The sequence below is a fragment of the Leifsonia psychrotolerans genome (assembly GCF_013410665.1).
Taxonomy (GTDB): Bacteria; Actinomycetota; Actinomycetes; order Actinomycetales; family Microbacteriaceae; genus Cryobacterium; species Cryobacterium psychrotolerans_A.
In genome coordinates this window covers 1,864,578-1,877,558 of sequence record NZ_JACCFM010000001.1, presented here as the reverse complement: position 1 = coordinate 1,877,558, position 12,981 = coordinate 1,864,578, and the positions used below count along the sequence as shown (strand labels likewise).

Genomic DNA, 12,981 nt, shown 5'->3' with positions numbered 1-12,981 from the left:
AAGCCGGCGGATGGAACGGGCGTTAGCCCCTCAACGGCGCTCCATTGCCCACGACGATCGAGCGCGCGGGCTGGTCGTCGCCCCTGATGCGCGCCAGGAGCAGTCGTGCCGCGGTCATCCCGAGATGGCGCGCGGGCAGAGGGATCACCGTGACATCGGTGGGAGCGACGGTTGAAAACGGCAAATCTCCGAGACTTGCCAGCCCGATCCCGCCCGGTGTCTGGCCGCGCTCGACGAGCACCTGGAGGGCACCGACGCTCATCAGATTGTTCGCGACGAAAACTGCGTCGGGCGGGGGATCCATCGCCAGGAGGCTTTCCATCGCGGCTCGGCCACCGTCGACACGAAAATTCGCGTAGCGGAGGGAATCGTCTCCATTGTCGGGACGGGCCACGTCACGCCAGCCGTCAGCGCGTTGCTGTGCAGTCTCGACATCGCGCGGTCCCGTGATGCACGCGATTCGGGTAAATCCCCGATCAGCGAGCGCTTGGGTGGCGGCACGACCGCCCGCGATGTTGTCGACCAACACGGCGTCGATGGTGAATCCGTGGGGCCCGCGGTCGACTGCGACTACGGGGCGACGGCGCGTCAGGAGGGCAGTGAGGTCGACCTGATCGTTTGCCGCTGCAAGGATCACGCCGGCCATGTTCTCAGACACGGCGATCGACAAGTATTTTGCTTCTTTGTCTGGATTCTCGTCGGTGTTGCACAGCACTACCGAGTAGCCGGCCTCCTGCGCGACATCTTCAACACCTCGCGCCATCGCGGTGAAGAACGGGTTCTCGATATCGGGGATGACCAGGGCGATTACTTCGGAACTCCGAGTGCGTAATGAGCGTGCAGCGCGGTTCGGAGTGAACGCGAGTTCTGTGGCCGCACGGCGGACGAGCTCAGATTTTTCGGGCGAGACCGTAATGCCGTTGAAGACACGTGAGACGGTGGCGGGGGAGACTCCCGCCAGGGCTGCAACCTCGTAGATCGTCGACATGCTGTCCTCGGTCGGTGGTGCTTCGGTGGTGCGGTGGCGGGCTTACCGATGAGGCACGCCCCTCCGGACACTTTATTGGATGACGCGCCGATGAGAGTGGTCGGCCTCGTGAGTCGGCGCCCTCGCGGCCCGGCAATCTGTCCGGCAATCTGTCCGGCGCGAGCACCGAATCGATGCGTTTGATCCAGCCACCCGTCGGGTGGCCCGCGATAGGCTGGAGGCGTCAGGAGCCACGAGCTCACCCCCTCTCGGCAATGGAGACCACGTGTCAACAAGCGTGTCTGAAACCCCGTCATCAGTCAGTGAAAAGAACGAAATCGGTATGGAATCTGCGCAGAACAATGATGTTCCTCGCCCCGGATTCCGGCTTGAGCGCGATTCGCTCGGCGCCCTCGAAGTGCCGACCGATGCCTACTACGGTGTGCACACTCAGCGGGCCATGGATAACTTCCCGATCGCCAAACGGCCCATCTCGGTCTACCCCGACTTTGTCGTCGCCCTCGCCTCCGTCAAGCAGGCCTGTGCACGCGCGAATAAGGAGATCGGTGCCTTGTCGCCGGAACGCGCCGGCTGGATCGATGCCGCCTGCCAGGACATCATCGATGGCTCCTACCACGACCAGTTCGTCGTCGGCGTGATTCAGGGTGGGGCCGGAACCTCCACCAATATGAATGCCAACGAGGTCATCTGCAATGTCGCACTCGAGCACGCCGGCTACGACAAGGGCCGCTACGACATTCTGAGTCCGATTGATCATGTCAACCGCAGTCAGTCGACAAACGACACCTACCCGACGGCGATCAAGATCGCGCTCAACTACTCGCTGCAGCACCTGCTGCGTGAGCTCAAGCTCCTGCAGGGCTCGTTCTCGAGCAAGGCTGTTGAGTTCAACCACATTCTGAAGGTTGGCCGCACCCAGATGCAGGATGCCGTGCCGATGACGCTCGGCCAGGAATTCCATGGTTTCGCGACCACACTGGGCGAGGACTACGACCGTCTGACCGAGACGATCTGGCTGCTGGCTGAGGTGAACCTGGGCGCAACAGCGATCGGCACGGGAATCACGGCCGACCCCGGCTACGCGGCTGCCGCCATCCGCCACCTCAACCTGATCACCGGCCTCACGCTGGAGGCCGCACCCGACCTGATCGAGTCGACCAGCGATGCGGGCAGTTTCATGTCGTTCAGCGGAAACCTCAAGCGCAGCGCGATCAAACTGTCGAAGATCTGCAACGACCTGCGCCTCCTCTCCTCCGGACCGCAGGCTGGGTTCGGCGAGATCAACCTGCCGCCCAAGCAGGCCGGCTCGTCGATCATGCCCGGCAAGGTCAACCCGGTGATTCCCGAGGTCGTCAACCAGGTCGCGTTCGCTGTTGCCGGAGCCGATGTCACGGTGACGATGGCCGCGGAGGGAGGCCAGCTGCAGCTGAACGCCTTCGAGCCCGTCATCGCGCACTCGCTGCTGCAGAGCTTGGCCTGGATGACCCAGGCCATGTGGACGTTGCGGGTGAATTGCATCGACGGCATCACCGCCAACGAAGACCGCCTGAGCGCCATGGTGGGCTCGAGCGTCGGCGTGATCACCGCGCTGATTCCGCACATCGGCTACTCGGCGGCGGCGGCCCTGGCCCAGACCGCCTTGCTGACCGGGCGCAACGTGGCCGACCTCGTCGTCGAAGCCAAACTGATGAGCCGTGAAGACGTCATGCGTGAGCTGGAGCCGGCGCGACTGTCGGGCATGGAGGCCGATTCGCCGACGGCCTCCAGCACAATTCCCATCATCGAATAGCGGCCGGGGCGGGCGCGACGGCCGAGACGGATGGCGGAACCCGGGAGTAGCCTGGATCCGTGACCATGTGGCAACGGCGTTGCGCCCGTCGACCCGACGCCGGTGATGCGGAGTCCCTCGACGCGCTTGACGCGGACCTGGCCGATGTCGATTGGCAGACGCTGCCAGCCGGGTCACGGTCCTTCCGCTTCGATGCGCCAAGCGGATCGCTCGCGGCCGTCGCGTTCGGCAATCCCACGCACCCGCGGGTGGTGCTCGTGCCCGGAGCGACCGGCTCGAAAGAAGACTTTATTCTGCTCGGTCCGCTTCTGGCGGCGGCGGGCTACTACGTCGAAAGCTATGACCTGGCCGGCCAATACGGGTCAGCCGCCGCCGCTGCGCCGGCCGGTGAGTCTTATGACTATGACTTCTTCGTCGCCGACCTGCTCGCTTTCCTTCACGCGGGAACGGTTCCCGCCCACGTTCTCGGTTACTCGTTTGCGGGATTCGTCGTGCAAGAAGCCCTCGTGGCTGCGCCAGAACTCTTTGCCTCAGTCGCATTTCTCGGAGTTCCACCACAGCCGGGACAGTCGTTTCGAGGGGTGAGCTGGATCGGTCCGCTCAGCTATCTGACCACGCCGCATCGCATTGCGGGCCTGCTGATCTGGGGTGTCAGCGCAAACCTGAACCGAGCGACACCCGGACGCGTGGAGTTGGTCCGCGAACGGTTCGAGTTCACCTCCCGGCGCAGTGTTGACGAGATCGTCAGACTGATGAAACACGCGCCAGACCGGAGGCGCGAACTCGTCGACAGCGGCATCCCACTCCTCGTCGCCGTGGGCCGACATGACATCTGGCCGACGCGGCTGCAGCGCGAGAATGCCGAACTGATCGGTGCCGTGTATCGCGAGTACCCCACAGGCCACAGCCCGTGCGAAACCACTCCGCACCGGCTGGCAGCCGACCTCGTGGCGTTGTACGCGCGGGCCGAGTCGAGGTCGGCCTGAGCATAGTGCGTCAGGCCTGGCTGTGTGACGCGGCCGAGTGCAGCGCCCGACGGGCGATGCGTCGGCGCATCGGGGACTCGTCCGGCCAATGCATGCGGATGGTGCGAAACGCCCAGTTCAGTCGCCGCGAGAAGCCGCTCCATGTGTTGAACGGACGGGCAGAGATCCCCACGCGGAGGGTCGGGTCGTAGACCACCACCACGCCGGGGTCGAGGTGATAGCTGAGATCGAGGTCGTCGTGCACCGTTCCGTCGCGGCGATGCACCCGCCCGCGCACCTCGCGCCAGACCGTGCGCCTCATGGCGAAATTCGACCCGAAAATGGGCGGCTCAGTGAGCCACCAGCCCATGAACCAGAAGTAGCCGCCGATGTAGAGGCCTTCACCGAGCGCTGCGACGAGCGGGGTGCAATCGTAGAACTCGCCCGGCCCGGTGAGTACGCCGAGCTCAGGGGACAGCACGAACTCCGCCTCGATATGCGCCAGCCAATCAACGGGCGGCAGCGAGTCGGCGTCGAGACGGGCGATCAGATCGCCGGATGCCGCGTCATAGCCCGCCGAGGCCGCGGGCCAGATTCCGCGCAACGGTTCGACGACGACACGAGCGCCCGCGGCGCGCGCGACGTCGGACGTGTCATCGGTCGACCCGTTGTCGACGACGACGATCTCGTCGGCAGGTCGCAGTTGCGCGGCCAGTGCGTCGAGTGCTGCCGCCAGAAAGCACGCGTCGTTGTAGGAGGGAATGACGACCGAAATGGTGACCATTGTCAACCTCCCCGAGGCACACCGGGCCTAGGGGGATCCTACGCCTGAGCGGCGAGAATTCTCGAGCTGAAGGACCGACGAATGACGCGCCGCTAGATCTCGCGACAGTGCGTGGTGAGCATGCCGATCTTGTCGATCGTGATCGTCACGGTTGACCCATCGCGCAGGAACACCTGCGGTTTGCGGCTGTAGCCGGCACCACCCGGACTGCCCGTCGAGATGAGCGTGCCCGGTAGCAAAGTAGCGGTCTTCGACAGGTACGAAATGATCTCGGCGACGGTACGCACCATGTCACCGCTCGAGGCATCTTGCAGAATGCGACCGTCGACATGGGTGGTCAGCCAGACATCCTGCGGATCACCGATCTCATCGGCGGTGACAACGACCGGACCGGTCGGTGTGAAGCCATCGAACGACTTGCACCGTGACCACTGCGCCTCGGAGAACTGCAAGTTGCGGGCCGTGATGTCGTTGACGACGGTATACCCGAAGACGTAGTCGAGCGCATTCGCCACCGACACGTTGCGGGCGGCGCGACCGATCACGACACCGAGCTCGGCTTCGTAGTCGACCTCCTGGGTCAGGTCGGCCGGCCAGCTGATGGTCGACTCGTGCCCGGTGAGGGAGTTCGGCCAGAGCGAGAAGATCGTCGCCGCGGTCTCGGAGCGCAGTTTGAGCTCGGAGGAGTGCGCGGCATAGTTGGCGCCGATCGCGATGATCTGCGGCGGGCGAAGAACGGCGGAGGAATGACGCAGCGTCTCGAGCGGCGTCACGCTTGCGCCATGCACAAGCGAATGGGTGACGAGAGCGCGTACGCGGTTGAACTCGTCGGGCCCCTTCTCCAGGAGGTCCTGGAGGTCGCGAGGTGCGTCATCCATGATCTCGTCGAGGAAGAGTGCCGAATCTTCCTGGGTCACGGCTAGGCGGGGAACGGACTGACCTTCAACTCTTAAATGCGCAAACTTCACTTCTCTAGGCTACGGCACGTGACGGGCGAGCCTGAATTGGGGCTGTACTCTTGAGGCTTGACTGTGAGAAAGATGCAAAATATGAACACGATCGACCCTGCAATCCAGCATGTCTTTGATGAGGTTCTGCTTCGCAACGCCGGTGAGGTGGAGTTTCACCAGGCCACCCGCGAGGTGTTCGAATCGCTCGGCCGCGTTGTGGTTCGCCACCCGCAGTACGCCGACGCGTCAATCTTGCAGCGCATCTGCGAGCCCGAGCGCCAAATTATTTTTCGGGTGCCGTGGATCGACGACTCGAACCGTGTGCAGATCAACCGCGGTTTTCGTGTGGAGTTCAACTCGGCTCTCGGACCGTATAAAGGGGGCCTGCGGTTTCACCCCTCGGTGACGCTCGGGACTGTCAAGTTCCTCGGCTTCGAACAGATCTTCAAGAACGCACTCACCGGCATGCCCATCGGCGGCGGCAAAGGCGGCAGCGACTTCGACCCGAAGGGCAAGTCCGAACTTGAGATCATGCGTTTCTGCCAGTCCTTCATGACTGAGCTGTACCGCCACATCGGCGAGTACACGGATGTTCCGGCGGGCGACATCGGGGTGGGTGGACGTGAGATCGGCTACCTGTTCGGCCAATACAAGCGCATCACCAACCGCTATGAGTCCGGTGTTCTCACCGGTAAAGGCGTGGGCTGGGGCGGATCACGTGCGCGCACCGAAGCCACCGGTTATGGTGCGGTCTTCTTTACCGAGCAGATGCTCGCCACGCGTGGTGAGAGCTTCGACGGTGCTCGTGTGCTCGTCTCGGGCTCAGGAAACGTGGCGCTGTACGCCATCGAAAAGGTGCACCAGCTCGGCGGGATCGTCGTGGCCTGCTCCGACTCTGCCGGTGTCGTGTACGACAAGGACGGCCTCGACTTCGAGCTGCTGCAGGAGATCAAAGAAAACCGTCGCGGTCGTCTTTCTGAGTACGCCGAACTGCGTGGCACTGCCTCCGACTATCGTGCCGGCGGCAACATCTGGTCGCTCGCAGGCGAGACCCGCATCGATGTCGTGCTGCCCTGCGCCACCCAGAACGAACTGAACGAGGCAGATGCTCGGCTTTTGGCGAGCACCGGGGTGCGGGCAGTGGCCGAAGGCGCCAACATGCCCTGTACTCCCGACGCCGTTCGTGTCTTCCAGGAAGCCGGCGTGCTCTTCGCTCCGGGCAAGGCGGCCAATGCCGGCGGCGTCGCCACCTCGGCCCTCGAAATGCAGCAGAACGCCTCGCGCGACTCATGGAGCTTCGCGCACACCGAGGAACGCCTCGCAGTCATCATGCGCGGCATCCACGAGAGCTGTGCGGCGACGGCCGAAGAGTACGGCGAGCCGGGCAACTACGTGCTCGGTGCGAACATCTCGGGGTTCACGAGAGTGGCAAATGCGATGCTCGCTCAGGGCGTGATCTAGGCCCGGAGACGCCGGTACGGGAGCAGCAGAAAACCCGCCGCCCGGTCGTGTGGCACTGCCGACAAGCGATCCGGGACGGCGGGTTTGTCTACTTAAAATGGTGCATCGTCGGTGACGATTAAGCAAGGAATTGTTTTGAATGTGCGTGCGGCCGCTGAATCCGCTTTGATGGAACAATGACTGATTTGAACTCAAAACCCGAACTTGACTTTCCTGAAGGACCGGCTCCCGAAGCCCTCGAGATTATTGACATCGTTGTCGGAGAAGGCCCAGAAGCGGCCCCCGGCGCGAAGGTCGACGTGCACTACCTGGGTGTCGAATATGACTCCGGCGAAGAGTTCGACTCCTCGTGGGGTCGCGGCCAGTCGATCAACTTCCCCCTCGGTTCGTTGATCGCTGGGTGGCAGCAGGGCATCCCCGGCATGAAGGTCGGCGGACGTCGCAAGCTCGTGGTTCCGCCGCACCTGGCCTATGGCCCGGCGGGGTCTGGCCACCACCTCGGTGGTAAGACGCTGATTTTCGTGATCGATCTGCTGGGCGTCAGCTAACCGCTCCGGTTCGCCACGCACGGCTCGCCACGCACGGCTCGCCACTTACGGCGCGTCCCCGATACCGCCACCAGCGTTCGGGGCCGCGTCGTCACTTTTTGTCGGATGGCCTTGCCTCGCAGCTACCGTCGGTGCAGATAATGGGGAATGATCTCCATCGATGTGGCCCGGGCCCTGCGATTGGCTGGCCTGACCTGGCATCCGGTTTCGGGCGATTTCTTCAGCATTGAGCGGCCGGGATTCGAGAACGACGTGTTCACGGTGAGCAATATGGCCATCGAAACCCACGAGTTCGACACCGGCACGATTCTGGGATTCAACGGCACCACCGAATGGGCCCTGGATTCGTTGGCGCTCGAGGACGCACTGTGGTTGCCGAGAGAGGACCAATTGCGCTTGCTGCTCGGGCGTGGGTTCACGTCATTACAGCGCGAAATCGACGACGGACCCGAGACGTTTCGCGTGATCTCGGAAATTCACTCGGAGCCGGTCAGCCATGAGGCTTCAACGGCCGAAGGCGCCTACGCTGCCGCAGTACTGGCGCTGTTGCAGTCGCACGTACGCCGTCGCTAAGCGCCCTCTCTAACCGGCCACGCTAAGCGACCACGCCCACCTCGCGCCAGGCCGCAGCCACGGCCGTGTGCTCGGTCGATCCCTCACCGAACATCGACGACGCGGTCCGCGTCGTTGCCCGCGCAAAACCGGTGAAGTCGACACACGGGGCGAGAGTGCCAGCCGTGAGGGTGTTGTACCAGATCTGCCCGGGGGCCTCCCACGCGTTGCCGCCGAGCCAGGTTGCGACCAGAAAGAAAGCCCGATTCGGAATGCCAGAATTCAGGTGCACACCGCCGTTGTCGTCATCCGTTTCGACGTAGTCGGCCATGCTGCTCGGCTGCGGATCTTTGCCGAGAACATCGTCGTTGTAGGCGGTTCCCGGAGCCTTCAGCGAGCGGATGGCGTGGGCGTCGAGTTCGTCGATGAACAGGCCCTCGCCAATCAACCAGGTGGCCTGGGCCGCGCTGTGGCCGTGCGCATATTGGTCGACGAGTGAACCGAACACGTCGGCGAGTGATTCGTGGAGCGCGCCCGATTGCCCGAGGTAGTCCAGATCTGCGGTCTGTTGCACGAGCGCGTGCCCGAACTCATGGCCCAGGGCCGAGAGCGAGCGGGTGAATCGAGCGAAGACTTGGCCGTCTCCGTCGCCGAACACGAACCGTGAGCCGTCCCAGACCGCGTTGTCGTAGTGGGAAGCAAAGTGAACGGTGGCACGAAGTGGCATTCCGTGGTCGTCGAGGGAGTCTCGGTGGAAGGCGTTCCAGAGCAGAACGCGGGCGGAGCCGAGGCCGTCATAGACCTCGTTCACCGCGGCATCCGGGGTGGGAGGAGTTCCCTCGGTGCGGGCCTGGATGCCGGGGAGCAACTCGCTCCCACGAGCGTTCCAGACGGAGCGTGGCGCAGCCCCGGGGCGATGAAGGCCCTGATCGAGGTGCTGCACGGGTGCTGCCCGCCGTGTGTCACGGAAAGCCTCGTCGCAAAGCAAGGAGTCTCGTGCCGCCGCGGCAGCGCCGGCAAAACGGGGATCGCCCTGTCTGGCCACACGCACCAGGAGCTGGGGCGGCACGATGCCGCACTGAACCGGGGTGTGCGCGGCGACGCTCATGGGACGATTCTGCCACCGCGTGCTGACAAGACCCAGAGATTAGACTCGCAGCATGCGATTTGGAATCACGATTCTTCCGCAAGACCCGTGGGTCGAGGCACGCCGAAAATGGCTCGGCGCCGAAGAACTCGGCTTCGACCACGGGTGGACCTACGACCATCTCTCCTGGCGCACTCTCGCCGATCAGCCGTGGAACGCGACGATGCCGACGCTGACGGCGGCGGCCGTCGTCACGTCGAGGATCACCCTGGGCACGTTCGTCTCGTCGCCGAACTTCCGGCACCCCGTGCCGTTCGCCACGGAGGTCGCCACGCTCGACGACATCTCAGGCGGCCGGTTTCTGCTCGGTGTGGGCTCCGGCGGGACCGGGTTCGACGCCGTTGTTCTGGGGCAACCGGAGTTGACGCCGGGCGAGCGGCACGAGCGATTTGAGGAGTTCGTCAGCACCCTCGACCTGCTGTTGAGGTACGAGGGCGAGCACAGCGAAGGGATATCCGTCGACGGCGCCTGGTTCAATGCGGTCAACGCCAGAATGGTCGGCCGCCCGGTCACCGCCCCCCGAGTGCCCTTCGTCATCGCCGCGAATGGGCCTCGTGGCTTGGGAGTGGTGGCACGTTTCGGCTCGGGGTGGGTGACGACCGGTGCCGACGGTGTCGTCGGCGACGCGTGGTGGGCGGCCGTCGGCACACTCGTGGCGCGCCTGGGCGACGCGGCCGAAGCGGCCGGCCGCGATCCGCTCAGCATCGACCGCTACCTGTCGCTGGACAGTGGCGGCAGCTACTCGCTGACAAGCGCCGACGCGTTCGAGGACGCCGTTGGTCGCGCCGCCGAGCACGGCTTCACCGATGTGATCAGCCACTGGCCTCGGGCCGACGGCATCTACGCCGGCTCAGAAGCGGTTCTCGACGAGGTTGCGACATACATCGAGAGGTGGCGTGGCTGATGTCCGGAACCCTGATTGATGAAATCGGCCCCGGGCTCTCGGGTATTGAGCAGTTGCGTGCGCTGATCGCCTCGGGGCGCCGCCCGGGCATCGCCGAATCACTCGACTTCAATCTGACCGACGTCGGCGATGGCTGGGCGGTTTTCGAGGGCACGCCCGGAGACCACGCCTATAACCCGATCGGCTCGGTGCACGGCGGCTATGCTGCGGCCTTGCTCGACAGCGCCTGCGGCTGTGCAGCGCATTCCAAACTGACCGCCACGCAGAGTTACACCACGCTCGAACTCAAGGTGTCATATCACCGAGCGATGACGGCCCAGACCGGTCCGGTGCGGGCTGAGGCGACGCTGATCTCGTTCGGACGCCGGGCCGCCTTCGCGGAGGCGAAGCTGACGGATGCCACCGGTCGCGTCTACGCGAGCGCCACGTCGACGCTGCTGGTGTTCGAGCGCTGACCACCCGGGGAGCGCGCCCGGCGCTGCCATTGTTGGGACTCGGGTTCCGGCCTACCATGTGCAGAACATGGGCAAGGAGGCCGGACGTGGCTGTTTCCACGCTGAAGAGCATCGTCGATGCGGCATTTACGCAGCGCTATGGAGTTCCAGCGATCAACATCGTGAACGACCTGACCATGGAGGCTGTGCTGAACGGGGCGGTCGAGGCGCGGTCGCCCGTCATCGTTCAGACCTCGGTGAAAACGGTGAAATCGATCGGCTCTCAGGTGCTTTTTGCGCTGTGGGAATCGATGACGGCGGGAATCGATGTTCCGGTGGCTTTGCACCTCGATCACTGCCCCGACCGCGACGTGATCACCGAATGCCTCGAACGTGGCTGGAACTCGGTGCTCTTCGACGCTTCTCTGCTGCCCGTCGAAGAGAATCAACGACAGACGATCGAGGTCGTCGCCCAGGCCCGCACCTTCGGGGCACACGTCGAGGGTGAGATCGAGGCCATCACCGGGGTCGAAGACGGCATCGGCTCCAGCGACGAGGCGGCGCGTCAGAGCCTCGAGGTCTCGTTGCGGTTTATCGAAGCGACCGGGGTTGACGTCTTCGCCCCCGCCATCGGCAATGCGCACGGCGTGTACAAGCGCGAACCTGTTCTCGACTTTCAACGGGTGACCGACATCGTCACTGCGCATCCGATCCCGATCGCGCTGCATGGCGGCAGTGGGCTCACCGACGCGCAGTTCGCCGACCTGATCTCCCGGGGCTGTGCCAAGGTCAACATCTCAACGGCGTTGAAGATCGCCTATATGAAGTCAAACCTGGCCTTCTTGAAGGATGCCGAGGCTCGCGACAAATGGGATCCGCCGTCGCTCTTTGGCCACGTGCGCACCGACATCGTCGCCCTCACCCGGAATCTCGCCGAGCAGTTCGGCAGCGCAGGAAAGGCCTGAACCGGTGCCGGCGCTCATTTTCGACTGCGACGGAGTCCTGGCGGACACCGAGCGTGACGGGCATCTGCCCGCGTTCAATCAGGCCTTCGCTGAATTCGGGGTGCCCGTTCATTGGAGCGATGCCGATTATGCCCGGAAAGTCCTGATTGGCGGCGGCAAGGAGCGAATGCACAGCGTGCTCACTCGAGAGTTGGCCTCCGAAATTGGGCTGTCGGCCGACCCCGGCGACTGGGCAGATGCGGTCGCCGCCTGGCACAAGCGCAAGACCGCGATCTACACCGAACGGGTCGCTGCCGGCGTGTTGCCTGCCCGGCCCGGGATCCGTCGGATCGTCACGGATGCCGCGGCCGCCGGTTGGACCCTCGCCGTTGCGTCGACCTCAGCTGAGGAATCCGTGCGGGCTGTGCTCACTCACTCGGTCGGTGCAGAGTTGGCCGGCCGGTTTCGGGTGTTCGCCGGCGATACGGTCCGAGCGAAGAAACCCGCCCCCGACATCTACCTCCTGGCCCTGCGCGAACTCGGAGTCGATGCATCTGACGCGCTCGTCATCGAAGACAGTGAGAACGGGCTGCGGGCTGCGCTCGCCGCGGGGCTCCGCACGGTCGTGACCGTGAGCAGCTACACCGTCAACGACGACTTTTCTGGGGCCTCCCTCGTGGTCTCGTCGCTCGGCGACCCGGCCGGGCCGCGGGCGTTTGCTCTGCACGATCCGCTGGAACTCCACCCGGGCGAAGCCGTCTCACTGGCCGATTTATCAGCCATCCTCAGCGCGGACGACGGGAAGACCGATGAGTGAATCCAGCATGGCCGACGTGGAATTCGTCGTGCGGATCATCGCGCAGACGGCCGTCGACAACGAGCGCGCCTTCGGGGACCTCGATGCGGTCGTGGGCGATGGCGACTTCGGCTATTCCCTCGCTCGGGGGTTCGAGATCGTGCTGGCCGAATGGGACGGCCTCGACCGCAGCGGTCCCTCGGTCTTCCTCCAGAAAGTGGCGATGATCATCGCCGGACGCGTGGGCGGAACGTCAGGGCCCCTCTGGGGAACGGCATTTCTCCGAGCATCCGGCGCCGTCCGCGACAAGGCCGAGCTGACCGGCGGCGACGTCGTGGCCATGTTGCGTGCCGCCGCAGAAGGAATCAAGGCGCGCGGCAACTCGGACGTCGGCGACAAGACCCTGCTCGACGCGCTCATCCCGGCCACCGATGCGTTGGAAGCAGAGCTCGCGGACGGCAGCGACCGAGCCACGTTGCTGTCGCGGGTCGCGCTCGTCGCGCGCCGTAGCGCCGATGCAACGACGGGGATGATCGCCAAGCGCGGGCGGGCCAGCTACACCGGCGAACGCAGCATCGGATCTCCCGATCCGGGTGCCGTCGCGATCGCGGTCATTCTCGAACGGCTGAACGACGAATGGGCGACAGGCGAGACGCCGAATCAGTAGGTCCCCGGCCCGCGGGCCCGGAGCATCCGAATGCACGCCAAACACCGCACAC

The 12,981-nt window shown here is 64.6% G+C and carries 14 protein-coding genes; 10 read left to right on the top strand and 4 right to left on the bottom strand.

Translation table 11 applies throughout. The features are described from left to right. Positions 1-22: 22 nt before the first annotated feature. Entirely contained in the window at positions 23-988 is a 966-nt protein-coding gene (locus tag HNR05_RS08760) for a LacI family DNA-binding transcriptional regulator (protein ID WP_179578664.1), read from the bottom strand. A gap of 322 nt (positions 989-1,310) precedes the next feature. On the opposite strand from HNR05_RS08760, the gene HNR05_RS08755 reads away from it, so the two are divergent. Continuing rightward, positions 1,311-2,777 (top strand): aspartate ammonia-lyase, encoded by a 1,467-nt coding sequence (locus HNR05_RS08755; RefSeq protein WP_179578663.1) that lies wholly within the window; start codon positions 1,311-1,313, stop codon positions 2,775-2,777. Positions 2,778-2,842: 65 nt separating this feature from the next. Further along, positions 2,843-3,763, top strand: coding sequence for an alpha/beta fold hydrolase (locus HNR05_RS08750; RefSeq protein WP_179580724.1), 921 nt, complete (start codon positions 2,843-2,845; stop codon positions 3,761-3,763). 10 nt (positions 3,764-3,773) lie between these two features. On the opposite strand, the gene HNR05_RS08745 is transcribed toward HNR05_RS08750, so the two are convergent. Together HNR05_RS08745 and HNR05_RS08740 are read right to left on the bottom strand one after the other, a co-directional pair. Beyond that, positions 3,774-4,526 carry a glycosyltransferase family 2 protein gene (locus HNR05_RS08745; RefSeq protein ID WP_179578662.1) on the bottom strand — a complete coding sequence of 251 codons (753 nt, stop codon included), beginning with the start codon at positions 4,524-4,526 and terminating at the stop codon, positions 3,774-3,776. A gap of 92 nt (positions 4,527-4,618) precedes the next feature. Then, a complete protein-coding gene (locus tag HNR05_RS08740) occupies positions 4,619-5,494 on the bottom strand; it encodes a fumarylacetoacetate hydrolase family protein (RefSeq protein ID WP_343062526.1) in 876 nt (291 codons plus the stop codon). An 81-nt stretch (positions 5,495-5,575) separates the two neighbouring features. Between HNR05_RS08740 and gdhA the strand changes: the two genes are divergently transcribed. The 3 genes from gdhA (at position 5,576) to HNR05_RS08725 (ending at position 8,058) form a co-directional block, all read left to right on the top strand. Next, on the top strand, positions 5,576-6,937 hold the full coding sequence (gene gdhA / locus HNR05_RS08735; RefSeq protein WP_179578661.1) for an NADP-specific glutamate dehydrogenase: 1,362 nt from the start codon (positions 5,576-5,578) through the stop codon (positions 6,935-6,937). Between the two features lie 176 nt (positions 6,938-7,113). Next, on the top strand, positions 7,114-7,485 hold the full coding sequence (locus HNR05_RS08730) for an FKBP-type peptidyl-prolyl cis-trans isomerase (protein WP_179578660.1): 372 nt from the start codon (positions 7,114-7,116) through the stop codon (positions 7,483-7,485). Between the two features lie 147 nt (positions 7,486-7,632). Next, entirely contained in the window at positions 7,633-8,058 is a 426-nt protein-coding gene (locus tag HNR05_RS08725) for a hypothetical protein (RefSeq protein ID WP_179578659.1), read from the top strand. Positions 8,059-8,080: 22 nt separating this feature from the next. Here the strand turns inward: HNR05_RS08725 and HNR05_RS08720 are convergent, their stop codons facing one another. Continuing rightward, positions 8,081-9,145 carry a M4 family metallopeptidase gene (locus HNR05_RS08720; RefSeq protein ID WP_179578658.1) on the bottom strand — a complete coding sequence of 355 codons (1,065 nt, stop codon included), beginning with the start codon at positions 9,143-9,145 and terminating at the stop codon, positions 8,081-8,083. Positions 9,146-9,197: 52 nt separating this feature from the next. On the opposite strand from HNR05_RS08720, the gene HNR05_RS08715 reads away from it, so the two are divergent. From HNR05_RS08715 to dhaL, 5 genes are all read left to right on the top strand, one after another. Beyond that, entirely contained in the window at positions 9,198-10,088 is an 891-nt protein-coding gene (locus tag HNR05_RS08715; protein WP_179578657.1) for an LLM class flavin-dependent oxidoreductase, read from the top strand. Further along, on the top strand, positions 10,088-10,543 hold the full coding sequence (locus HNR05_RS08710) for a PaaI family thioesterase (RefSeq protein WP_179578656.1): 456 nt from the start codon (positions 10,088-10,090) through the stop codon (positions 10,541-10,543). Before HNR05_RS08715 ends, HNR05_RS08710 begins: the two co-directional genes overlap by 1 nt. Before the next feature lie 86 nt (positions 10,544-10,629). Then, positions 10,630-11,487: a ketose-bisphosphate aldolase gene (locus tag HNR05_RS08705; RefSeq protein ID WP_179578655.1), complete on the top strand. Its 858-nt coding sequence runs from the start codon at positions 10,630-10,632 to the stop codon at positions 11,485-11,487. Positions 11,488-11,491: 4 nt separating this feature from the next. Then, positions 11,492-12,283: an HAD-IA family hydrolase gene (locus HNR05_RS08700; protein ID WP_179578654.1), complete on the top strand. Its 792-nt coding sequence runs from the start codon at positions 11,492-11,494 to the stop codon at positions 12,281-12,283. Continuing rightward, positions 12,276-12,929, top strand: a complete 654-nt coding sequence (gene dhaL / locus HNR05_RS08695; RefSeq protein WP_179578653.1) for a dihydroxyacetone kinase subunit DhaL — start codon at positions 12,276-12,278, stop codon at positions 12,927-12,929. The genes HNR05_RS08700 and dhaL overlap by 8 nt, the downstream gene beginning before the upstream one ends. Positions 12,930-12,981 lie beyond the last annotated feature (52 nt).